Origin of the sequence: Winogradskyella sp. HB-48, from assembly GCF_049942685.1 — a bacterium.
Classification (GTDB): Bacteria; Bacteroidota; Bacteroidia; order Flavobacteriales; family Flavobacteriaceae; genus Winogradskyella.
In genome coordinates, this window is sequence record NZ_CP187934.1 from 844,470 (window position 1) to 870,228 (window position 25,759).

Genomic DNA, 25,759 nt, shown 5'->3' on the forward strand with positions numbered 1-25,759 from the left:
TCTAACTTCATTGTTTTAAAGTTAAATCGCTATTAGTCTTCAAACTCTTCTTTAAGAATTCTGATGACCTCTAATATTGTTTCTTCTTCTAAATCTGTACGTTTAACTAAATCATCTACGTCTTGCTCTAGAATACTTTTTGCTGTATCCAAACCAGCTTTACTGAATTCATCAATAATCCATCCATCGATTTCATCTGAAAATTCTTTTAATTCCACATCTTCTTCTGCACCTTCTCTAAATACGTCAATTTCGTAACCTGTTAACTGACCAGCCAAACGAATGTTGTGTCCCCCTCTACCTATAGCTTTAGAAACTTCCTCTGGCTTCAATAACACTTCAGCGCGCATGTTTACTTCGTCTAATTTTAAAGACGTTACTCGTGCTGGACTTAATGCTCTAGTTACAAAAAGTTGAATATTGTTAGTATAGTTGATAACATCTATATTTTCATTTCCAAGTTCGCGAACGATACCATGAATACGAGATCCTTTCATTCCTACACATGCTCCAACAGGATCAATTCTATCGTCATAAGAGTCTACAGCTACTTTAGCTTTCTCTCCCGGAATACGCACTACTTTTTTAACTGTAATTAGACCATCAAATACTTCAGGAATTTCCTGCTCAAACAGCTTTTCTAAGAACAATGGAGATGTTCTAGACATAATTATTGCTGGCTTACTTCCTTTTAATTCAACACTTTCTATAATTCCTCTTACATTTTCGCCTTTTCTAAAGAAGTCCGAAGGAATTTGTCTGTCTTTTGGAAGAATAATTTCATTGCCTTCATCGTCTAATAAAATAATTGCCCTGTGACGAATATGGTGTACTTCAGCAGTGTAAATTTCTCCTTCAAGCTCTTTAAACTGTTTATAGATATTAGTATTGTCATGTTCGTGAATTTTAGAAATAAGATTTTGTCTTAATGCTAAAATTGAACGTCTTCCTAAATCAATCAATTTTACTTCTTCAGCAACGTCTTCACCAACTTCAAAATCTGGTTCTATTTTCTGAGCCTCTGATAATGCTATCTCTTGATTAGGATCTTCTACCTCGCCATCTGCAACAACGATACGATTTCTCCAAATTTCTAAATCTCCTTTATCTGGATTGATAATAATATCAAAGTTGTCATCGTCTCCGTACTTCTTTTTTAAAGCATTACGTAACACATCTTCTAGAATCGCCATCAGCGTCACTCTATCAATTAACTTGTCGTCCTTAAATTCTGAAAATGACTCTATTAACGCTACATTTTCCATAATTGAATTGAATTAAAATTTTATTTTAACTTTTGCTTCTTTAATGTTTTCAAAAGCAATATTAACTTCCTTTGTTACTGTTTCTTTTCCTTTTCCTACAGATTTTGGTTCTCTGGTTTTCCACTTTAATGTAATTCCATCTTCATCAACAACTGCTAATTGTCCTTCTAACTTATCTCCATCAACAGTTTTTACTTCTAAATTTCTCCCAACATGTTTGTTGTATTGTCTTGGAAACTGTAAAGGTGAAGCCGCGCCACAAGACGATACTTCTAATGAAAAATCTTGTTCTTCTCTATCAAGATTATGCTCTATGGCTCTACTAACAAAGATGCAATCTTCTACCAACACACCTTCATCTCCATCTAACACAACTCTTATTGTATTGTCAGACAAAATTTCAAAATCTATAAGAAACAAATCTTTACGCTGATCTAGCGCTTTATCCAATAAATCTTTTACTGTATCCTTAAACATTTGTTGATATAAAAAGAGAGGACTTTTCGTCCTCTCTCGTTTTCATTTCGTAAACAATGGCGCAAATATACAACAATTATATCAAATTTTCAAAGCTATATAAAGTGGATTTATTTTCGTAGATTTATAAGACTAATCTAAATCATTCAAAATAATGAACAGAATCCTTGTCCCTACAGATTTTTCAGAGCAAGCAACTAACGCTTTGAAAGTAGCTGCCATGTTAGCTAGAAAATATTATGCAGATATTTACTTGCTGCATATGATGGAAATCCCAATGCAACACATAGATCCAGGTGCCGTAAAAAGCGATATTCCTGAAACATTGTTTTTCATGAAATTGGCACATAAAAAGTTTGAAGATCTTATGGATAGTGATTTTTTAGAGGGTATTACTGTTCACGAAACTGTAAAGGCCGACATTACATTCAATGAAATAAAAGATGCTTGCAAAGAATTTGACATAGATTTGATTGTTATGGGATCTCATGGTGCATCTGGACTAAAGGAAATGTTTATTGGCTCTAATGCCGAAAAAGTTGTACGATCTTCTGATGTTCCTGTACTTGTAATTAAAAACCACCACACCAGCTTTAATATTAAAAACTTTGTTTTTGCCTCTGACTTTAAAAATGACAATAAAGAAACTTACATGCAAGCTGTGAAATTTGCAGAATTATTTGACGCCAAAATTCATTTGCTATTAGTAAATACGGCTAATAATTTTATTACCACTTACGACTCTAGAACTCGAATCAGTGACTTTATTTCTGGACAAAGCTTTGAGAACTACACTATCAATGTACACAATGATACCAGTGTTGAAGAGGGTATTCTAAATTTCTCTGCAGAAATTGATGCAGACCTCATCGGCATTAGTACGCACGGAAGACAAGGCATTGCCCATTTCTTTAACAGCAGCATCAGTGAAGATTTAGTAAACCACGCTAAACGACCTGTGATTACTTTTAAAATATAATTGAGAAATATATTCTGAAAAACAAAAAAATCCTAATCAAAAATGATCTAGGATTTTTTTGTTGGCCTACTCTACCTAAGCAAGCTTCGGCAGATAAATAGGGCTCACTTCGCTTGCTCTGCAAGGTGCTTTCGATAAAACATATTTTATCTCAACCAATGCTCAGCACAGGCTTCTCGCCCTTATAAATGTTACCAAAAAGAAAAATCCTCATTCAACTAGAATGAGGATTAAGTTTTTTGTTGGCCTACTAGGGCTCGAACCTAGACTCTTCTGGACCAAAACCAGACGTGTTGCCAGTTACACCATAGGCCAATCTCATAAATTGAGGGTGCAAATTTAATACAAAAGTTGTCTTGGGCAAAAAAAAAGTAAAAAATAATTGAAATTACTTAACGTTAACTTAAAAATGTAGGCATTACTATAATAATTAGTAAATTCGCCAGCATTAATACCTAAGGTTTTCATGACAGATTTTAACTTTAAAAAGTGGAATAATATATTGGCATGGGTAGTATTTGCTATCTCTTGTACCGTCTATGCTTTAACAGTAGAACCAACAGTAAGTTTTTGGGATGCAGGCGAGTATATCTTAACATCATCTAAATTACAGGTTGGTCATCCTCCTGGTGCACCATTGTTTCAAATGATGGGTGCATTTTTCTCGATTTTTGCATTAGAACCTTCTCAAATTGGTATGATTATGAACTTAATGAGTGCTGTGTCGAGTGCATTCACCATTTTGTTTATGTTTTGGACCATCAGTCTATTATTAGTTAAACTTGTTAAGTATAACAAAGACTCAAGCCAAGGGAAAGGTATGGCTATTTTGGGTAGTGCTTTTGTTGGTAGTTTAGCCTTTACATTTACAGACTCTTTTTGGTTTAATGCTGTAGAAACTGAAGTATATGCTATGGCAACCCTCATTATGTCTATAATGTTCTATTTAGCTTTACGTTGGGAACAAGATATGCACAAACCAAGAGGTAACCGTTGGTTAATCCTTATCGCATTTGTTATTGGATTGTCATTTGGGGTGCACTTTATGGGTCTATTAACTATTCCCGCAATTGGTCTTATCTATTATTTCAAAAATTTCAAAGGTCTTTTATTAGAAGAATTTCTTGTAGCTTTTTCCATTTTCGCCTTAACAATTATTACATCGATATACTTATTATTTTCCTTAATCGAAGGAATTGAATTAATTAATTTAATAATTATAATCTTACTTATAACATTATTAATTCTTGGTTATTCCTATTACTTCAAAAAACATAAGAACCTTACAATCAAAGAGTTTGTTAAAAAGAATTTACACTTTGTTTTTGTTAACGGCGTTGCAGCAGCAATACTGTTATTTATTTTCAAGTTATTATTGCCTTCAACCTTAAAACTCTTTGGTTATCTAGAAGTATTTTTTGTGAATTCTATAGGATTACCTTTTAATTCTGGAACCATTTTTACTGGTCTCTTAGTTATTTCAATATTCTATTTTGGGTTGAATTATACACGCAAAAAGGGGATGATTCATATTAACACCCTAGTACTTTGCTTAATGTTCATTTTTATTGGGTTTTCATCATGGATGATGTTACCAATACGTGCTAATGCCAATGTCATTATAAATGAGAATGATCCTTCTGATGCAAGAGAATTATTGGCTTACTACAATTTAGAGCAATATCCTGAAACGCATCTCTTCTACGGACCACAGTTTACTGAAATTTATTCTGGTGCAGATAAAGATGAACCTTTTGTAGATGACAAAAAGAACTATGAACGCGATGAGAAAACAGGTGAATATGTAATTATTAATGATTGGGAAGGTACTAGACAAAATTACAATCATGAGCACGCATCCATACTACCACGTATGTGGAGTAGCGAACATGCAGACAACTATATGATGTTCACGGGTCTGATAGAGTTTAAAGTTGATCCAAATCTTCAGAAGAATGCTTTTGACGAAGCCTTGAGTGCTGGTTTAACAGAAGAACAGGCAAGCCAATATGCTTTACAAGAAAAACGTCGTTTTGACCAAGTTGTTAACGATTTTAGAATGCGAATCAGAAAAGGTGAGGTAGATTATGAGGATTATGATAAATTTTTAAGACGCTATGGCCAACAATATTTAGTTGTTGAAAAACCTTCGTTTGGCGATAACCTTGCTTACATGTTTCAATACCAGTTTGGCTATATGTATTGGCGTTACTTTATGTGGAATTTTACAGGAAGACAAAACGACATACAAGGCAAGTATGATGACTTTAATGGTAATTGGATTTCTGGTATTAAATTTATTGACGAACTACATTTAGGTGTCTCTCAAGATAATTTACCTACAGAAGTTTTAGAAAACAAAGCAAGAAACACGTATTATTTTTTACCACTATTACTCGGTTTAGTTGGATTCTTCTTCTTGCTGTATGCAGATGCTAAACGCTTTTGGGTATTATTGGTTTTCTTTTTAATGACCGGTTTAGCAATTCAGTTCTACACCAACATTAGACCTTTTGAGCCTCGCGAACGTGATTACTCTGTAGTGGGTTCATTCTATGTGTTTGCGATTTGGATAGGGTTTGGCGTATATGCTATTTACGACCTTTTAAAATCAAGTATAAAGACAAAACTACTGGCACCTGCTGTAACTTTAGTTTGTTTAATCATTGTTCCTGGAATTTTGGCAGCAAACAACTGGGACGACCATGACCGTTCAGGAAAATATACTGCCAATGCCATGGCACGAAAATATTTAGAATCGTGTGCTCCTAATGCCATACTATTCACCATAGGAGATAATGACTCTTTCCCATTATGGTATTTACAAGAAATTGAAGGCGTAAGAACAGATGTTAGGGTGGTAAATACCAGTTTATTTCAAACAGATTGGTACATAGACCAAATGAAGCGTAAGGCCTATGAAAGCGACCCAATACCTTCTCAGTTAACGCATAACCAATATAGAGGTAATACAAGAGATGTCATCATAAGGAGGGAAATCACAAAAGATACGCTTCCTATAAAGGATTTTATGGATTTTGTATCTAATGACGACCCGAAAACAAAGTTTGAATATGTGGTAAAAGCACAAGGAGAAGATCCGAGACAATATCCTAAGCACTTATTAAACACTAATTATTTCCCTACAAGGTATATTAGTATTCCTGTTAATAAAGAGCAAGTGCTTAAAAATGGTACTGTTAAAGCTAAAGATGCTGATAAAATTGAAAGTAATCTGTACGCTGAAATTGAAGGCAGCTATATCTACAAAAACAGGTTGTTAATGCTAGATATTATTGCCAACAATAACTGGGAACGACCAATCTATTTTACTGGTGGTGCATTTGGAGCTGACGATTATATATGGCTAAAAGACTATCTACAATTAGACGGTATGTGCTATAAACTAGTCCCTATAAAAACCCCAGTAGACAGAGCCAACCCTTACGATATGGGTCGTGTTGATCCTGACCTTATGTACAATATGGTAAAAGAATGGAATTGGGGAGGAAGCGGAGAAGATATCTATTACGACATTGAAACAAGAAGAAACGGTATTACTTATAGAGGTAATTTAGCAAGATTAATAGAAGCACTCATCAACGAAGACAAGTTGAAAGAAGCTGAAGAAATTGCAGACATTGCAATGGAGAAAATGCCAGTAGATAAATTTGGTTATCATTCACTATTAGAACCATATATAAGTGCCTATTATGAAGTAGGTAATATTGAAAAAGGAAGAGCACTATATAAAGACGTAGCTAAAGTCTATCAAGAAAACTTGGTGTACTATGGTGGATTAGATGAATACGATCAAATAAGATTAATTGATGATATTTATTTAGACATACAACGCTATAGAGCTTTAGTTGATCTTTTATTTATCTATAATGACAAAGATTTTGCCATGGAAGAAAAAGATAAGTTTAACGGTCACTTGCGTCTACTAGATAAATTAATGGACTCTGGTGAAGATGAAGAACCAATAGATGACGTTGATATCAATACAATTTTAAACGATACTATTCAAGATTCTATAGTTCCTGAAGAATAACCAATATGAAGATTATTCCTGCCAAGACACCTGGATTTGTAAAAACCTTATTTCCAAAATTTGTCTGGAATATCAACACCATAAACAAAGAGCTTTATCTAACTTTTGATGATGGCCCAACACCTGAAATAACAGAGTGGGTTCTCCGAACTTTAAAAGACTATAATGCGAAAGCAACATTCTTTTGTATTGGTAAGAATATTGAATCAAATCCAGATATTTTTCAATCTATTTTAAATGATGGTCATAGTATTGGTAACCATACGTTCAATCACCTCAAAGGTTGGAAAACAAAAACTAAAGATTATATTGGTGATGTCGAACGCACTCAGGATTTAATCAATTCAAAAATCGAAAATCGTCATTCGTCATTCGAAAGTCTTTTCCGACCGCCTTATGGTAAATTTAAAAGTAAGCAAAATAACAAACTACAAAAATTAGGGTATAAAATTATCCTTTGGGATGTGCTTTCTTATGATTGGGACAAATCTGTAAGTGAAGAAGCATGTTTAAAGAACATTATTCCTGTAGCTAAAGAAGGAAGTATTATTGTATTTCATGATAGTGTGAAAGCTTCTCGAAACTTAAAATATGCTTTACCTAAGGTTTTAAAATATTATAGTGAAAAAGGATATGTATTTAAGGCCTTATCTAAAGAAATTCTTGAATGATATCTATTAAAGTATCGGCATCTTGCTCACCACTATGGCGCCATTTCATTTCGCCATTTTTGTAAATTATTAATGTAGGTAAACCTTTAACACGAAGCGCTTCAGCAAGTTCTTTGTTTTTGTCTACATCAATCTTTATTACTTTGGCTTTATCACCCAAAGCTGCGGCCACATCTCTAAGTACTGGATGCATTGCAACAGATTGGTCATTCCATTCTGTATAGAAGTCTAATAGCACCGGAATATCGACATCTATTAATTCCCCAAATTTTGACATATATTATTGTTTTAGTCAAACGAGATATACAAACCTACATAAAAATTTTACTCAAAATACATAGTAAGTTCGTAATGAACCATATAAAAATAAGCAATTGTTAGCAATTATGCTTCTTTTGCTCCTTTTTTAAGCTCTATTACAGTAATCTCTGGCCATATGCCAACTCTACCTGGATAGGCTAAAAAACCAAACCCTCTGTTGACATTAATGTATTGTCCTAAAGCCTCATAAATACCAGCCCATTGTCTGTAACGCCATTTTGCAGGACTCCATTTTATCCAACCTGGTATTTCAATACCAAATTGCATACCGTGTGTATGACCACTTAAGGTCAAATGATAATGGTACTTATCATTAACTACTTCAGCATCCCAATGGCTTGGATCATGAGTCATCAAAATTTTAAAATCATCTGATTTTATTTGTGAAGACGCCTTTTTTAAATCACCCTTTTGTTTAAAGCCTTTACCCCAATTTTCTACACCTACAATGGCTATTTTTTCACCATCTTTTTCAACATAACGATGCTCGTTTAACAACAAGTCGAATCCTATTTCCTTCTGAATAGATTTTAAATCTTCAAAGTTTTGTACTTTTTCTTCTTTAGAGCTCCAATCCACATAGTCACCATAATCATGATTTCCTAGCACTGAAAACTTACCATCTTTGGCTTTTAAACGACTAAAGGTCTCTTTCCATGGTAACATTTCGGTTGCTTTATTGTTTACCATATCACCCGTAAACAATATCATATCGGACTGTTGCTCATTAATTAAGTCAACAGCATACTCTATTTTTTCCTTGTTGTCAAAACTACCAGAATGTATGTCACTAATTTGAGTTATGCGGTAACCGTCGAACGCCTCTGGAAGGTCCTCAAAGTGTAATGTGTAATTTAAAACCCTGAAATTATACTTTCCTTTATACATGCCGTATAAAAGTGAAGCAAACGGAATAGCAGCCAAGCCTAAAGCTATCTGACTGATAAACTTACGACGACTTGGTACATGTAAATCATTTTTAGCTATAAACCTATCATAAAGCCCATAAAACCCTCTAATAATATCTTCGCCTAAAAGAACAGGAACTAAAACCAAGTTAACCGACATAAATGTTAAAAGAAAACCAAAAGCATAACTCTTAGCAGGACTTAAAACACGTCCTTCACTAGCTAAAGTAAATTGTATAATAAAATTACCCACTACAACTAACGCAATAGCTAAAAAAAGGTAGTGAATCCAACTTTGTTTACTTACAGTCTTAATAGCTTGAAAACCATAGATTGTAAGCAAAATATATATAACAATAAAAATTATCCATCGTGTCATAGGACAAATTTACGCATAAGCCATTTTAGTTATCTTATGAAAGTGTTAAAGGTTTTGATTTGTAGGTCATCAAAAGTTTGAGTCTGAGTATTAAATTGAATAATTTTTGACTGATTGGGCAGCAAATCGAAGAAATTATCAGAAAAATGGCCTTCAGTATCCGAAAATAAAAACACGTCCTTTTGAAGTGTTGATGAAGACAACTCTATGGAAAAACCATCATTAGTTTTAGTGACTGTTTTTTGAATTTCGGCTTGTTGTAATTTTAAATCTTTTGGTTTTACAAAGTAGAAAAGTGATGATTCATCATTGAAAGTTGAAACTAAAATAGTCTCGTCTTTATTGAAATCTAATTTTTTTAAATCTAACTGAAATTTTACTTCACTTGAAAGTGGCTCGACCGATATTTGCTCTTCATTAGACCAAATAATTTCCCCTGAAAAATTCATCAACTTTAAAGTCAACTGACCAGTTATCTCATCTAATTTATCATTAACAATCCATGTTTTTAAAATATCATTTTCAACTTTTGAAGAGACTAAAACATCCTCAAAACTTCTTTTAGCCTTATAATGTAAGGCTTTCCAATTCCCAAAATAATCGATACTACTCCAAGAAACTGCAGGCCAGCAATCATTGAGTTGCCAATACAACGAGCCCATAGTATAGGGTTTTGCTCTTCTTTGTGCTTCAATACCTTTAGTGATGCCATAAGCTTGTAACAACTGACTCATATACACATAATCCTCTGCTGAATCAGGCTCAGGAAAATCGCACTGCATATAAGTTTCTATAATTTGAAATCCTCTGGAATGTTTTTGATGATTTTTAAAACCTTCGGAAGTAATATCTATACTATCCTTTTGATTTATAAATCGAATGACCTCATAACTTGGAAACGACTGAAAACCGAATTCACTCATAAAACGTGGTACATTCTCTTCCAGATGCTCAAAGGGATAACCATCGTGCCAAATCCACCAATCGTGTGCATCGCCTTCTGACTTGTACAACGGATTACCTCTTCCATATTTTGGCGACGTTTGCCAATATGGTATATCTGTTTTAGATCCTACGCTAATTCTGAGCGCTCTATCAAACAAATATTTATAATTCTCCCAAATCTCTTCTTTTTCTTCCTTACTTCTATTGGCTTGCCAGCCCCAACGATTCCAACCTTCAGAACTTTCGTTATTACCACACCAAAGCGCAATAGAAGAATGATTCCGTAATCTTTTTAAATTATCTAAAGCTTCATTAATGACATTCATTCTAAATTCATCATCGCCCGGATACATCGCACAAGCAAACATAAAATCTTGCCAAACTAAAATACCTTTTTCATCGCACAAGTCATAGAACTTATCGTCCTCATAAATGCCACCTCCCCAAACTCTAAGCATATTCATATTGGCATCTACAACATCATTTAAGAGTCTTTTATAGTCTTCTTGTTTCACTTCATTCTGAAAACTATGCTGAGGAATATAATTAGCGCCTTTGGCATAAACAGGAACTCCATTGACTTTAAAATAAAAGGATTCTCCAATGCTATCTTTCTCTGTAACCAATTCAACAGTTCTCAAACCTTTTTTTACTGAAATACTATCTAGGATTTTTCTACCATCTTTTACCACAACTTTGATATCGTATAAGTATGGTTCACCTAGATTATGTGGCCACCAGAGTTTTGGGTTTTTAATTTGAAATGAGACAAGACCTGTCATATCTGAAGGCAACCTTTCATACGATTGATTAAGATTACCGTTCACATAAACTTCATAAGAATACTCAGTTGAAGGGTAATCTTCAAGCGAAATATTTAAATCAGCTAAGGAATCATTGAGCTGCTTCTGAACAACATATGTATTCTCCTTTTTTAGATAAACATCATTCCAACCCACTAATTTTATTGGCCTCCAAACACCACTTGTATTCAGCTTTGGTCCCCAATCCCAACCGTATTGAAATTGTGCCTTTCTTGTAAAAACACGTTCGCCTTCCGGTAACTCATAAGGTAATTTTTCTTGTGCTTCTGCTTCATATTTAGAGGTACTTTCAAAAACTAGTCGCAATTCATTTTTAAGTTTTAAAAGCGATTTTACATCTACTTCCCATTTTCTGAATGCATTGTTTGCTTTTAAAATAAGGCTGTCATTCAAATAGACCGAAGCATACGTATCTAAGCCTTCAAAATTGAGCTCAAAATGTTTCTTTTCGAGCAAGTCTTCACTTAATGAAAAAGTAGTTTTGTACTCCCAATCGGCTTCTGAAACCCATTGTACTTTCTCTTCATTATTACTTATAAATGGATCTTCAATAAGTTGATGATGTAGTAAATCAGAAAACACATTTCCCGGAACCGTAGCCGAATGCCACACAGTATCTGTTACTTTTTTGAACAGCCAATTTTCATTGAGATTTATCGTAGTTGGTAAATCGTGTTTTGGTTGACAGCTAAAACAGATAATTATTAACAACAGTAGACTATATCGCATCTAAAATGGCTTTTATTTTCATTGGGTCTGAAAAGGTTATTGGCACAGAAAACATACCATCATCCTGTTTCTTTGTTGAAGATGCAGAAGCGTGAATTTCAGTTAATCCTGCTTCTTTAAACAAGTTTGCATTTTTTGAAGTGATTCCTCCTCCTGCTAAAATTGTGATTCTATTTTTGGCTAAAACATTCAATTCTTTTAAAAGATCTAAGCCTTCTTCTGCGGTTGTTTTTTTACCTGAAGTCAGTACACGATGAGCACCAATCCCAATGAGTTGCAACAACGTATCTTTAGGATTTTTAATCTCATCAAAAGCACGATGAAATGTAAATGACAAAGGCTTGGCCAAGTCAATCAGAACTCTTGTACGTTCAATATCTAGAGTACGATCTGAATTTAGCACACCAGAAACGATGCCTTTACAACCTAAATCCTTGCAGAGCTGAATATCGTTTTTCATGATTTGAAATTCATCTTCAGAATACACAAAATTGCCACTTCGAGGACGTATCAAAACAAAGACTGGAATGTCTATTTCCCCTACTACTTTTTTTACCAAACCGAATGATGGTGTAATACCACCAACTGAAAGTTCTTGGCACAATTCTATACGATGCGCTCCTGCGTCGCAGGCATTTTTTGCGGATTGGTATGAGTTGGCGCAGATTTCTAGTTTCATGTTAATTTACAATAATCTCATCAATAAAGGTCCAAGCTTTATTGCCAGCACCTTGCTTACCTACTGGGATTGTGCCGTAATTTGGAACTTTTAAAATTATCTTTGTGATTTCATCATATAAACCCATCTCTATTTTACTTAATTTTACATTTAACAACCTAAACCTAGGCTCCTTTGCCATCTCAGGTAAGCCTAAAACAAACGTTGTATCTTGCAAAAACTCATTTGGCTCTTGCAAAATCATATATTCATATACCGTAGGCGCATAAATCCACTGTCCTTGTGAATCATAAAATCTGGTTTCGATTGAATTTATCTTTGTAGGCTTTTCAAAGTCAATAGTTATCTCAATATCTTCTCCCCAAAACCCTAACCATTCTTTATCTCCATAACGTATATCACTTCCTGAAATACCATTAACCAATCCATATGCTCCACTACCAGAATAGGCTTTATGTGGTTGTTTATTAATGGTGATTTTTGTTCCTACTGCTTTGTGATAATTAATGTTTTGTATAAAGGTTTTACCAAGTTTTTCTTTTGAATTAAATTTATATACTGCTGCATTAACTTCCATCGATTTATCAATAAGAATAGGCTCTGCATAAACTCTGGATTCAAAATTTGGTTCTGAACCATTCAATTCAAATCTTATTATTTTACCCTCTGACAAATTAGAGTCTAGTTTAAAATAAACTTCATCATCAATCTTTTCTGTTTCATATTCTATTTCATAAAGATGATTGGCATAGTTAATATCTAAAGCATCTAAACGCTGATGAAAGTTTTTTAACCTCGAAACAAAATCCTTGTAATTCTTGTGTTGAGGCTGAGACCAAACAACTTCGCTCAATGCCAACATTCTCGGAAAAGCCATATATTCCAGATGTTTTTCAGTTGGTATGTATTCTGTCCAAATATTACCTTGAGCACCTAAAACATATTTTGATTCTTCTGTTGTTAATTCTTCTGGAATTGGATTAAAACCATACACTTTTTCCAACGGCAAAAAACCTCCAATAGCCAAAGGTTCATCCTCATTTTCGGATTGGTAATAATCAAAATAACAATGAGATGTTGGTGTCATTACCACATTATGTCCTGACTTTGCAGCTTCAACTGCTCCACTCATACCTCTCCACGACATTACGGTCGCATTGGGTGCCAAACCACCTTCTAAAATTTCGTCCCAACCAATGATTTGTCTTCCTTTTGAGTTAAGGTACTTTTCCATTTTGGTTATGAAATAGCTTTGTAAATGGTGTTCGTCTTTTAAACCTTCTTTCTTAATCAAGGCTTGGCAATGCTTACAATTTTTCCAACGTGTTTTTGGTGCTTCATCTCCTCCAATGTGAATGTATTTACTCGGAAAAAGTTCCAAAACCTCATCCAAAACATCTTCTAAAAACGCAAAGGTTTTTTGATTTGGACAATAAATTTCTTCAAAAACTCCCCATTTCTTGGCTACCTCAACGGGTTCGTTGGTTGCTGAGCCTGTCGAAGTACAGCCTAACTCTGGATAAGCCGCAATGGCAGCTTGTGCGTGGCCTGGCATTTCTATTTCTGGAATCACAGTAACAAATCGTTCTTTGGCATACTGAACAATAGCCTTAACATCATCTTGGGTATAAAAACCTCCATATCGTTTGCCATCAAACTGATGCGGCTGGTCACTGTAATGTCCTACCAAAGTTTCATCTCTGTATGCGGCAACTTCTTGTAATTTCGGATATTTCTTAATCTCAATACGCCAACCTTGGTCGTCTGTAAGATGCCAATGAAAAGTGTTTAATTTCAACATAGATAAAGCATCGATATATTTCTTGATAAATTCTACCGAGAACATATGCCTTGCCACATCGAGATGCATACCACGATACAAAAATTGAGGTTCATCCTTCACTGTCAATGCTTGAACTGAAATTTCTTTTCCAGAAAACGTACCATTCTCTAAACCAACTGGCATTAATTGACGTAAGGTTTGTACCCCATAAAACGCACCTTGGTCTGTTGACGCTTTAATTGTTATTCCGTCTTTTGAAACCTTTAGAACATAGGCTTCAGGCTTTAAACTTTTGTCTAGTTTAAATTGAATTTCATTTCCTTCTTTCAAATCTATAGGACTTCCGCTTTCAATAAAATCTTTTAAAAATAGTGAACTAACTTTAAGATTGTCATCGCAAGTTATTCCTGTAGATTCATCAATTGTAAAAAAGGAATCCATTACGTCTACAGAATTTGGAAGCGGAATAATCTGTGGTCGAATTATTTGAACTGATCTCTCCTTACAATTAACAAGTGAAAGGGATAAAATGAAAAGTGCAATTAATTTCTTGATGTGCATTTTAGTATATTAGATGCATTAAAATTACTAATCTTTTTTGATGCCTATTAAACCAACCTTAGTTTTAATTGTTCTCATTTCTTTTTTTGGCTGTAAAGAATCGTATTCCATTAAACCTGCAAAAAAAGACAAACCATTAACTAATTACGTCAACACGTTCATTGGCACTGGTGGCCACGGTCACACCTATCCTGGCGCAACGATGCCTTTTGGTATGATGCAATTGAGTCCTGACACACGCTTAGAAGGTTGGGATGGCTGTTCTGGTTATCATTACACAGACGAATACATCTACGGATTTTCTCACACACATCTCAGCGGCACAGGCATTAGCGATTATGGCGATGTCCTTTTAATGCCAACCAATAAAGTGAATTTTAATAATGGTTCAGATGGAAAATCAGGTTACAGAGCTCACTTTTCTCACGAGAATGAAAGCGCTAAACCTGGTTACTATAAAGTACATTTAGATTCAACAAATATTGATGTTGAGTTAACAGTTTCCAAGCGAAGTGGTATTCATAAGTATCAATTTCCTTCAGCTGAAAATCAGTATGTGGTTTTGGATTTGACCCACAGAGACAAACTATTAGACTATAAAATTAATAAGCTAAACGACACAGAAATCAATGGTTACAGACATTCTGCTGCTTGGGCAAAAGACCAACGTTTGTTCTATCACATCAAGTTTTCACACCCAATAAAAGAAATTGTTTATGACGACGGCGAAGGTGTAGCTATAAGTAAAAATTATAAGTTCGAGAGTAAAAAAGCCATCATTCAATTTGAAAACCTAAACAATGAACCAATACTCATTAAAACAGGAATTTCTGCCGTTGATGAAGCTGGTGCGTACAAAAATCTCGAAGCTGAAGTTTTAACCAAAGATTTTGAAACCGTAAAGCAAGAAGCACAACAAGAATGGGAATTTCAGTTGGAAAAAATCGTTATTGAAAGCACTTCGACTCCGCTCAGTGACCAAGACTTAGACAAAAAAACTAATTTCTATTCTGCATTATATCATACAATGATTGCGCCAAATATCTATCAAGATGTTGATGGTCGCTATAGAGGTATGGATTTAGAAATTCACGAAACTAAAGATTTTGATTATTACACAGTATTTTCACTTTGGGATACGTACAGAGCTGCACATCCACTTTACACGATTATAGAGCAAGATAAAACCAACGATTTCATCAATACATTTTTAGCAAAATATGATGAAGGTGGTATAATGCCAATGTGGGATTTATCAGGAAATTATACTGACTGTATGATTGGTTATCATGCCGTTCCTGTTGTTGCTGACGCCTATTTAAAAGGCATCAGAAATTATGATACCGAAAAAGCTTTTGAGGCTATGAAGCATTCAGCTACTCGTGACAAATTCGGTTTAGAAGCATACAAAAACTATGGTTTTATTCCTGTTGATGAAGAAAGCGAATCAGTTTCAAAAACCTTGGAATATGCTTACGATGATTGGACGATTGCGCAGATGGCAAAAGCGATGAATAAAAACGAAGATTACAAAACCTACATTCAACGTGCGCAGTACTACAAAAATGTGTTTGATCCAAGCACTAAATTTATGCGAGGTCGTTTTAGGAATACGTGGTTTTCACCGTTTGATCCTTACGAAGTCAACTTTAATTATACTGAAGCTAACGCTTGGCAATACAGTTTTTATGTTCCGCAGGATATTTCTGGCTTTATGGATTTGCTCGGAGGAAAAGACGCTTTAGAGTCGCAACTTGACGAGTTATTCTCTGCAAATGCAGAAACTTCTGGAAGACACCAAGCTGATATCACAGGATTAATCGGGCAATATGCTCATGGTAACGAACCAAGTCATCATATGGCTTACCTCTACAATTTTGTAAATAAGCCACATAAAACGCAAGAGAAAGTTCATCAAATTTTAACCGAACTCTATAAAAACGACCCAGATGGTGTTTCGGGAAATGAAGATTGTGGACAAATGAGTGCTTGGTACGTGTTGAGTGCTATGGGTTTTTATTCTGTAACGCCAGGTTCTAATCAATATATCATTGGTGCGCCACTTTTTGACAAAGTCACGATTAATCTGGAAAACGGAAAACAATTCAACATTACAGCGCATAATCTTAGTGACAATAATAAATACGTGGAATACGTCTATTTAAATGGCGAAAAACTGAACAACACCTACATCACTCATAAGGATATTGTGAATGGTGGTAATTTGGAATTTCATATGACCGACAATCCAGCGGTTTGGGGAAGTCGAGAAGGTCAAGAGCCAAAAATCGAAATTACAGACCACATTATTTTACCGTCGCCATTTATTGAAAAAGGCGATATCACTTTCAGAGGTTCTACGGAAGTTGTTTTAAATACTTCTGAAAAAGAAGCCCAGATATTTTATGCTATTAATGATGAAGATTTTCAACTTTACGAAACGCCTTTCAGCATAACAGAAGACACAAAAGTGAAGTTATATTCTGAAAAAGGTGACCTAAAAAGTCCTGTGCTAACCACACCATTTTATAAGATTGACCCGAACTTAAGCATCAAGCTTGAAAGTGAATTTGCTAATCAATATTCAGCAGGTGGGAATGATGCATTGATTGATGGTATTAGAAGCACCAAAAACTACAGAACAGGAAGCTGGCAAGGTTATCATGATACGGATTTGGTGGCCACTGTAGATTTGGGAAGACTGAAACCTATTAACCTCGTTTCAGTAAATTTTCTACAAGACCAAGGTGCGTGGATTTTTTACCCAACTGAAGTGCAATGTTTGGTGTCAAAAGACGGTAAGAACTACAGGGCTTTACCTTCTCAGAAAATAAATGCTGAGGATAGGAACAGTGAAATTGAAATCAAAACTGTAGAGTTTAAAATTCCAATAACGGAATATAAATATGTAAAAATCATCGCAAAGAAACTAGGCGAACTACCAGAATGGCATTTGGGCTACCCAATGGATGGTAGAAGCTGGATTTTTACTGATGAGATTTCAATAAAATAAAACTAACCAACAACAAAATATGAGCAATCAAAACAACAAATCGGCTTTAGCAACCTTAGTTACTGTATTCTTTTTCTGGGGCTTTATTGCAGCATCTAACAGTGTGTTTATCCCCTTTTGCAAGACCTATTTTAATATAGACCAATTTCAGTCGCAATTGGTAGATTTTGCCTTTTATGGTGCCTATTACATAGGAGCTTTACTATTATTTATTCTTTCTGGTTCTATCAAAAAAGATATTATGAACAATTGGGGCTATAAAAATGGTATCATATATGGTTTGTTGCTCTCTGCCATTGGAGCCTTTGTTATGTATCCAGTTACAGCAGGTGCCGAACAAGGACAAACCGGAGTATTTTATCTTGTACTCGTTGCTTATTTTATAGTCGCCTTGGGGTTTTCGCTTCAACAAACTGCTGCCAACCCTTTCGCTATTGCACTTGGTGACCCAAAAACAGGGTCGCATCGTCTGAATTTAGCAGGTGGTATTAATTCCTTCGGAACTACAATAGGTCCTGTTGTGGTAAGCTTGGTCATTTTTGGTTCAGCAAGTTGGAGTACAGATGAATTAGCCTCGATGATTGCCAATAATGAAATTACATTGATGACAGTTCAACAATTGTATTTAGGCGTTGGCGCTCTATTTTTAGTAGCTGCAGCCTTATTTTATTTCTCAAAGAAATTACCAGCGTTAAAATCTGAAACAGCTTTTGAACCGGCAAATAAAGCTAGAAACCTACTAATTATTTTAACACTCGTCATTGTTGGCTGCTTTGGCTATATTTTTAGTACCTATTCTGGCGACTCCACAGCCAATGAAGAACTTGAGCACACAAGACTAATAGTTTTATTCATTGCACTTCTTGCTGTAATTGCTGCTGTAGTAAAAGCAAACTCTAGTGCAACTAAAAAGCCTGAAGGTTGGGGAGCAATGAAATATCCGCAATTGGTTTTAGGAATGCTTGCCATCTTTACATACGTCGGTGTCGAAGTTACTGTTGGTAGTAATCTGGGGGAACTTCTAAAACAAGAATTTGAAAATTCTGGATTAAATGCACTAGGTCTTCCGGTTTTGAATGACTCTCAATTAGGCTCTTACATTTCATTATATTGGGGAGGATTAATGATTGGTCGTTGGGTTGGTGCCATTACGGTTTTTAACCCAAGTAAAGGCCTGAAAAAGGCATTGCTGATTATTGTACCTTACGTCGCCTTTGGAGTAATTGTACTAGTTAATTCCATAAAATACAGTTTTAGTTCTGATGAAATTTTATTTTTCGCCGTTTGTATTGCGGTTCAAATTGGAGGCTTTTTCTTGGCAAAGGACAATCCTGTTCAAACCTTGAAAATTTTTAGTTTATTAGGGGTAATTGCCATGCTCATTGGTTTGTTTGCTTCAGGCAATGTTGCCTTATTTGCCTTTTTATCAGGTGGTTTATTCTGCTCAATAATGTGGCCATGTATTTTTACTTTAAGCATCGCTGGCTTAGGAAAATATACGTCCCAAGGTTCTGCTTTCTTGATTATGATGATATTAGGTGGTGCTATTATTCCACCTGTACAAGGAAAATTAGCCGATGTCTTTAGCATCCAATCATCTTATTGGATTGCAGTGGTCTGTTTTGTATATCTCTTATTCTATGCATTTAGAACAAAAACTGTTTTAGACAAACAAGGTGTTGAATATTAAATCTTAGATTTTGAAAAGAAGAAATTTTATAAAAAACGCTGCGTTAACAAGTGCAGGATTAGTCATTGGAAATTCACTTACCAATTGTACTAATTCTGAATCAAAAGAAAATTCCGCCATGGCAGTCACTTCAACAAGTGAAGTAAAATTACCATTGGTCATTGCCACTTGGCACGTTAAGAATGCGACGGCCAAAGCTATGGAAGTTTTACAATCTGGTGGCAGTGCACTTGATGCTGTAGAACAAGGTTGCATGGTTGAAGAAGCCGATATCAAAAATAGTTCTGTAGGTAAGGGTGGGTTACCCGACAGAGATGGAAATGTGACTTTAGATGCCTGTATTATGGACAAAAACGGTAATTGTGGTTCGGTGGTGTTCCTTAAAGATATAACACACGCTGTTTCTTTGGCCAGAAAGGTAATGGAAGACACACCTCATGTTATGTTGGCTGGTGAAGGCGCCAAACAATTTGCGATTTCACAAGGTTTCAAAGAAGAAGATTTACTAACAGAATCCTCAAAAAAGGCTTGGGAAGACTGGAAAGTTAAAAGCGAATATAAACCCATCATCAATATTGAAAACCACGATACCATAGGGATGTTGGCTATTGACAAAAACGGTGATATTGCAGGGGCTTGTACGACTAGTGGCCTGGCCTACAAAATGCAAGGTCGTGTTGGCGATTCGCCAATCATTGGTTCAGGTTTATTTATAGATAATGAAATTGGTGGCTGTGTTGCTACAGGTCTTGGTGAAGAAGTGGTTAAAACCGTGGGCAGCTTTTTGGTGGTGGAATTAATGCGCCAAGGTAAAACACCTCAACAAGCTTGCGAGGAGGCTATTGGTAGAATTGTTTCAAAACCAAACAGTAATTATAAAGACTTTCAGGTAGGTTATATTGCTGTTAACAAAAAAGGTGAAACAGGAAGTTACTCAATACATCAATGGTTTAGTATGACTAAGTTTCAAGATGGAAAGAATGAGCAAATTCAGTCTGATTTTTATAATAAAACCTAGAGGTTCCGTTCTATTTATCTATTAAAATTGAATTTATGTCGTGTTTTTTTGAAACACAAAATATGCTTAGTAACTTGCTGTAAACTTTTTTAAATCACCCTACAAAATGTCTACTATAAGAGTGCTTATTGTTGAAGATGACCCAATCATTGGAGAGGATATTCATGATATGCTTACAAATGTAGATTATAGCGTTGTAGCTGTGGCGTATTCTAAAGCAGAAGCCATAGACTATATTAATGATGAGCAACCAGACCTAGTACTTTTAGATATTAATCTAGATGGTAATTACGAAGGGTTTGAAGTTGCCGCTCATATCAATAAAACACGTAGAGTCCCTTTTTTATATCTTACATCGTACTCTGGTAAAGAAATTCTCGAACGTGCTAAACCAACAATGCCAATGGGATACATTGTAAAGCCTTTTAATGAAAAAGAGCTTTATTCTAATATTGAAGTGGCACTTTATAACTTTTCAAAGTTTGTATTACCGGTCTCTCTTAAAATTGAAATGATAAATTCTAAAATCAATACTCCGCTTACACAAAGAGAGTTTGATATTTTAGAAGGTTTATATGAAGGTAAAACAAATAGACAATTGGCAGAATCTCAATTTGTAAGTGTCAATACTGTAAAGACACATATAAAGAACATTTATGAAAAAATGAACACGCATACGCGTTCAGAGACTATCGCGCTACTACATTCCCTATTGCATTAACATTACTTTGGAAGCACAAAAGAAACCGAGGTCCCATTATCATTTGTAATACTAATGGATGCTTTTAATTTTTTGGAAAGCGATTTTATGAGACGCTGACCAAAAGACTCTTGTTTGCCATTTTCAATGATATCGTTTTGTATACCAACACCATTATCTGCTACTTTTAAGGTATAGAAATCTTCGCCTTCAGACATTTTTAAAATAATCTCTGGTTTAGTTTTAATACTTTCAGGGAAAGCGTGTTTTAAAGAATTTGTCACCAGCTCATTAACAATTAACCCTAAAGGAATTACAGATTCTACATCCATGATAACTTTTTCCGCATCAATTGTAAGGTCCACGTCTTTGTCTGTTTTTTTATAAGAATTCAAAATACTATCCACCAACCCTTCAAAATATTGTTGAATGTTTACCATATTTAAATCCTCACCTGCATACAAATTTTTATGTAGAATTGCCATAGATTGTACTCGATTTCTCCCATTTTGGAGAACTTCTAAAACATTATTATCTTTTACATACTTAGATTGTAAATTGAGTAAGCTCGAAATCATCTGAAGATTGTTCTTTACGCGATGATGGGTTTCGTGCAGTAAGAGCTCTCTATCCTTTAACGCCTTAGTTATAGTTTCATTTTTACTGTTTATTTTTTTGTTTAATCTTAATAAAGCAATTGCAGCAATAGCTAGTAAACCTAAGCCAATTAATGATATTATCATAATAGCTCTAGACCGAGATAATTTAGTCTCCTTAATTTCATTTTCCTTATTCAGAAGAGCAATTTCAGCATCCTTTTTTTGCTGATTGTATAGTGCATCTTTCTCGGCAATAATTTCTATCGATTCTTTTGAATAAATAGAATCTGTCATATTTTTATATGCCTTAAATGTGCCAAGTGCAGATTTGTAATCCCCTTTTTTCTCGTAAGCTTCGGCCAACAAATCATAAGCACGTTCTTCTTGATTTAAAGATTCGTGCTCTTCAAACGAAAACACATCATTAAGTTGGTCTATGGCTTCATCATATCTTTTGAGCTTTATCAAAATTTCACCCATATGAATTTTAGATTCGCACAAGTTATAAGTACTACTCAAATTTTCACGGATTTTTAAAGCCTTTAAATGCTCTTCGTAAGCTTCATCTAATCGGTTTTGTTCTTGCCTTAACAAACCTAGAAAATCGTGGTGAAAGCCCATTTCTCTCAATGTTGGAAATACAACATTATATTCCTTTTGTTTCATTAGGTGATACTCTGCTTTTTCATAATCTCCCAAGTCAGTATACAACATTCCAAGATTAGCATTAACGCTAGCCAAGCCAGAGCTATCTTGCAAGACTTCAAACTGTTTTAATGCTTTTAGGTATTTTTGTTTGCCTTTCTCTAACTGATCTACATTAAGATAAAAGCCCGCAAGCGTATTGTTAATTCGAGCTTTCTCTTTTGCAGTACCAATTCTATCATAAATGGATGCAGCTTCTAAAAGCATATTTTGAGATTGTACATTATTACCAAGATACATGCTTATTGTACCTATAAAATGAGCACTTTTGGCAATGTCTATGGAATCATTACGTTTTTTAGAAAAAGAATGAATATCCTTATAATAGTCTAATGCTGTTTTATAGTCGCCATGCCACCTATGGCTTGCAGCAAAAATATAGTTGTTACGTCGTATCTCACTACTATCACTTTTGATGTAATTATCTTCTAAATCTTTAGCGATGAGCTCGGCTTTATCTGGGTCTCGCTGAACCAAATACTCACCCAATAAGAACAACGATTCTTTTTTAACGCTTTTAGAAACGTTGCTATCTATAATATTTTGAAGACTATCTTGATAAGCATCTATAGCTGCATCTTGACAAAAACTTAGGTTGTTGAACACTAGGCATAGACCAAGGAGTATATGATTGATTTTCATTTAAAATAATTAGTAACACAAAGTTAACAAAGCTATTGACTTTAAAAATCACCCAAAAGGATGAAATGAAACTTTATACAATTTAAGAATTTTACACCGTGCTATTAATCAATTCTCTACATTATGAATACTATTAACCCAAACGATTCAAAAGATGCATTAAGTAAAACACCATTTAAAAACTTTGCCATTGGTGTTGTTGTAATCCTGATCTTCTTAATTGGCCACAGTTTATTTGCACAAGTAGGTGTTGGCAACACTAACCCACAAGCACAGTTAGATATCAGTGCTTCCAATACAGCTTCACCAACAAATCTAGATGGTATACTGATCCCTCGTGTTACTAATCTACCTGCTGATGCCTCTATGACCGCAAACCAAGATGGTATGATGGTGTTTTACGATAATACTGGTGAAGATGGTAAAGGCTTTTACTATTGGGATGATACAGCCAGTGATTGGATAAAAATTGCAGTAGGTAGTACAAGTGATGCAGATTGGCATGAAGAAGGCACTTCATCTGCGCCAAATAACATTAGCGACAATATGTTTACACTTGGCAATGTTGCCATTGGAGCAAATGTAAACCCAAATGCAAATTTACTTGTATATTCTAATTCACAAACAAGTGGTATTAACCTTTCAAGATATTATGCAAACACTACAGCATCAGGTGCGGGTGGAATTAATTCTTTTACAAATATTCAAAATGGCTCTACGGGTTGGTATTATAATGTTGGAAGTTCTCTTCAATCAACAAATGATGTTACAGGAACAATGTACAATTACAGGGCTGTTAATAATATGAGATCATTAAGTTCAAGTCAATCACCACATTACCTATATTATGGCCTTTTTAGCAACAACATTGGAGCAAATGTAAATGCCAAAAGATATGGATCGTATATTGAATACTCTACTAACACAACTAGTTTAGGTGATAAATATGGTCATTATACAATTATCCCTTCTGCCCTTTCTGGAACGCACTATGGCTTTTATTCTGATGTGCAAAATAGCTCAGGTTATGCAGCTTATTTAATCGGAAGAACTGAATTAGGTGAAAGCACATCAAATAGATATAGAATGCCCGCTTCAGACGGTTCTGTAAATCAAGTTATTAGAACTGATGGCAGTGGAAATTTGAGTTTTGTAAATGCCTCAGCTGTTTTTACAGATACAGATAACCAAAATTTAACTGCTGCAAGTTTAACAGGAACAACTCTAAATTTAGGTATCCAGAACGGCACTGGAACCTCAGTTAATTTAGTAGCACTTCAAGACGGAACAGGTACTGACGACCAAAACATACAAAACCTTTCTTTTAATAATTCAACAAATATTTTAACGGTTGGTATTGAAAATGGTACCGCTCAAAACGTAGACCTATCAGCATTGGATGATACAGGAAATGATTGGTCTATTAATGGAAATTCAGGGACAAATCCATCAACAAATTTCATAGGCACAACTGACAACCAAGATTTAGCTTTCAGAACTAATAATGTAGAAAAAGTACGTATTACTGCAAAAGGCCAAATTGAAACGACTCAACTACAATCTGTATGGATTGGAGAAAATGCTGGTAATTCGGTTACATCAGGAACCAGAAACACTTTTGTGGGAAGAATTTCTGGGGCATCAATAACTACAGGAAATGATAACACTGCCATAGGAGGCCTATCACTTTCTAGCTTATCTACGGGAATAGACAACACAGCTATTGGACTTGGGGCTTTGTTCGATTTACAAAATGGAGACGGAAACACATTTGTTGGAGAGCAGTCTGGTGAGAACCTTGCTACAGGAAGTTATAATACCGTATTTGGTCACCTTGCGGGAGAAAATATGAATGGTTCTTCAAATATTTTTATAGGCTATCAAGCTGGAAGAAGTACTACAGGCAGTAATAAATTAATCATTGACAACAGTAATGATGGTACTAATTCTTTTATTTATGGGGAAATGGATAATGAAATTCTACGCGCCAATGCAGAAGTACAAGTCACTAGAAATAGTACTGGCACCATATCTCATCTAGATTTAATAGAGACAGCCGCTAATGACGGTAGTCGCTTAAGATTTTCTAATTCTGCTGAAACAACAAATAATTGGTTACTATATGGTAGAGCTGATGATACAGAAGCTGATGCTCGATTCAATTTATTTTTCTCATCTATTGCTGGTGGTGGTGGTGGAAATGTTATTGTGGTAACTGGTGATGGTAATGTTGGTATAAGAAGAACACCTACAACAAATGAATTGGAAGTAAATGGTACAGCTTCTAAAGCAACGGCTGGGGCTTGGTTAGCTAATTCTGATAGAAGATTAAAAAAGAATATTAATACAATTGATAGTGAATTAGCTTTGAATAAGTTATTGAATCTAAGAGGTGTAACATACGAATGGAATGATAATCAAACTGGCACTGAGCGTCCTAAGGAATTACAATATGGTTTTATTGCCCAGGAATTAATGGAAGTTTTCCCTGAAAAGGTAACTAAAGATAATCTTGGTTTCTACCAAACGTCCTATGGTGATTATGATGCTGTTTTTGTGCAGGCCATTAAAGAATTAAACAAAAAAATTGAATCACTAGAAACTGAAAATACGATTCTTAAGTATAAACTTAGCCGATTGGAGGCTTTAGAAGCAAGACTATTGGCTGTAGAAAAGAGCATGAACAATGTTAATACTAATACTTCTGTATCTCATACAGCAGATGAATAAAGTTAATTTATAAAGAAATTTCAGCATTAATTGTTTTAAAGGAGCAATTATGTTTTTGGGCGGAAAAGCCGCAGTAGGGAGCGGCTT

At 34.8% G+C, this 25,759-nt stretch carries 16 protein-coding genes and 1 tRNA gene; 8 read left to right on the top strand and 9 right to left on the bottom strand.

Going from position 1 to position 25,759, the window contains the following annotated elements; translation table 11 throughout:
• Positions 1–32: 32 nt before the first annotated feature.
• Both nusA and rimP read right to left on the bottom strand, forming a co-directional pair.
• Complete coding sequence (gene nusA / locus ACPX19_RS03845) at positions 33–1,265, bottom strand: transcription termination factor NusA (protein ID WP_426431600.1); 1,233 nt, start codon at positions 1,263–1,265, stop codon at positions 33–35.
• A gap of 12 nt (positions 1,266–1,277) precedes the next feature.
• Positions 1,278–1,742: a ribosome assembly cofactor RimP gene (gene rimP, locus ACPX19_RS03850; RefSeq protein WP_426431601.1), complete on the bottom strand. Its 465-nt coding sequence runs from the start codon at positions 1,740–1,742 to the stop codon at positions 1,278–1,280.
• Positions 1,743–1,896: 154 nt separating this feature from the next.
• Between rimP and ACPX19_RS03855 the strand changes: the two genes are divergently transcribed.
• On the top strand, positions 1,897–2,721 hold the full coding sequence (locus ACPX19_RS03855) for a universal stress protein (protein WP_426431602.1): 825 nt from the start codon (positions 1,897–1,899) through the stop codon (positions 2,719–2,721).
• Positions 2,722–2,963: 242 nt separating this feature from the next.
• On the opposite strand, the gene ACPX19_RS03860 is transcribed toward ACPX19_RS03855, so the two are convergent.
• Positions 2,964–3,036: transfer RNA gene (locus ACPX19_RS03860), tRNA-Gln, on the bottom strand.
• 151 nt (positions 3,037–3,187) lie between these two features.
• Between ACPX19_RS03860 and ACPX19_RS03865 the strand changes: the two genes are divergently transcribed.
• The gene (locus tag ACPX19_RS03865; RefSeq protein WP_426431604.1) at positions 3,188–6,775 is read left to right on the top strand and encodes a glycosyltransferase family 117 protein; all 3,588 of its coding nucleotides are present in this window, start codon (positions 3,188–3,190) and stop codon (positions 6,773–6,775) included.
• Between the two features lie 5 nt (positions 6,776–6,780).
• Complete coding sequence (locus ACPX19_RS03870; protein WP_426431605.1) at positions 6,781–7,446, top strand: polysaccharide deacetylase family protein; 666 nt, start codon at positions 6,781–6,783, stop codon at positions 7,444–7,446.
• Here ACPX19_RS03870 and ACPX19_RS03875 read toward each other — a convergent pair.
• The 5 genes from ACPX19_RS03875 to ACPX19_RS03895 form a co-directional block, all read right to left on the bottom strand.
• A complete protein-coding gene (locus tag ACPX19_RS03875) occupies positions 7,427–7,723 on the bottom strand; it encodes a thioredoxin family protein (RefSeq protein WP_426431606.1) in 297 nt (98 codons plus the stop codon). The two genes, ACPX19_RS03870 and ACPX19_RS03875, sit on opposite strands and share 20 nt — an antisense overlap.
• 107 nt (positions 7,724–7,830) lie before the next feature.
• Entirely contained in the window at positions 7,831–9,054 is a 1,224-nt protein-coding gene (locus tag ACPX19_RS03880) for a metallophosphoesterase (protein WP_426431607.1), read from the bottom strand.
• A 29-nt stretch (positions 9,055–9,083) separates the two neighbouring features.
• Positions 9,084–11,552: a beta-mannosidase gene (locus ACPX19_RS03885; RefSeq protein WP_426431608.1), complete on the bottom strand. Its 2,469-nt coding sequence runs from the start codon at positions 11,550–11,552 to the stop codon at positions 9,084–9,086.
• On the bottom strand, positions 11,542–12,231 hold the full coding sequence (locus tag ACPX19_RS03890; RefSeq protein WP_426431609.1) for a copper homeostasis protein CutC: 690 nt from the start codon (positions 12,229–12,231) through the stop codon (positions 11,542–11,544). Before ACPX19_RS03890 ends, ACPX19_RS03885 begins: the two co-directional genes overlap by 11 nt.
• Position 12,232: 1 nt before the next feature.
• The gene (locus tag ACPX19_RS03895) at positions 12,233–14,575 is read right to left on the bottom strand and encodes a beta-N-acetylhexosaminidase (protein ID WP_426431610.1); all 2,343 of its coding nucleotides are present in this window, start codon (positions 14,573–14,575) and stop codon (positions 12,233–12,235) included.
• A gap of 40 nt (positions 14,576–14,615) precedes the next feature.
• Between ACPX19_RS03895 and ACPX19_RS03900 the strand changes: the two genes are divergently transcribed.
• From ACPX19_RS03900 to ACPX19_RS03915, 4 genes are all read left to right on the top strand, one after another.
• A complete protein-coding gene (locus tag ACPX19_RS03900; RefSeq protein WP_426431612.1) occupies positions 14,616–17,588 on the top strand; it encodes a GH92 family glycosyl hydrolase in 2,973 nt (990 codons plus the stop codon).
• A 19-nt stretch (positions 17,589–17,607) separates the two neighbouring features.
• Positions 17,608–19,278, top strand: coding sequence for an MFS transporter (locus ACPX19_RS03905; protein ID WP_426431613.1), 1,671 nt, complete (start codon positions 17,608–17,610; stop codon positions 19,276–19,278).
• Between the two features lie 10 nt (positions 19,279–19,288).
• On the top strand, positions 19,289–20,296 hold the full coding sequence (locus ACPX19_RS03910) for an isoaspartyl peptidase/L-asparaginase family protein (RefSeq protein WP_426431614.1): 1,008 nt from the start codon (positions 19,289–19,291) through the stop codon (positions 20,294–20,296).
• A gap of 106 nt (positions 20,297–20,402) precedes the next feature.
• Positions 20,403–21,017: a response regulator gene (locus ACPX19_RS03915; RefSeq protein WP_426431615.1), complete on the top strand. Its 615-nt coding sequence runs from the start codon at positions 20,403–20,405 to the stop codon at positions 21,015–21,017.
• Between the two features lie 2 nt (positions 21,018–21,019).
• Here the strand turns inward: ACPX19_RS03915 and ACPX19_RS03920 are convergent, their stop codons facing one another.
• Positions 21,020–22,942 (bottom strand): tetratricopeptide repeat-containing sensor histidine kinase, encoded by a 1,923-nt coding sequence (locus tag ACPX19_RS03920; RefSeq protein WP_426431616.1) that lies wholly within the window; start codon positions 22,940–22,942, stop codon positions 21,020–21,022.
• A gap of 123 nt (positions 22,943–23,065) precedes the next feature.
• On the opposite strand from ACPX19_RS03920, the gene ACPX19_RS03925 reads away from it, so the two are divergent.
• Complete coding sequence (locus ACPX19_RS03925) at positions 23,066–25,672, top strand: tail fiber domain-containing protein (RefSeq protein WP_426431618.1); 2,607 nt, start codon at positions 23,066–23,068, stop codon at positions 25,670–25,672.
• Positions 25,673–25,759 lie beyond the last annotated feature (87 nt).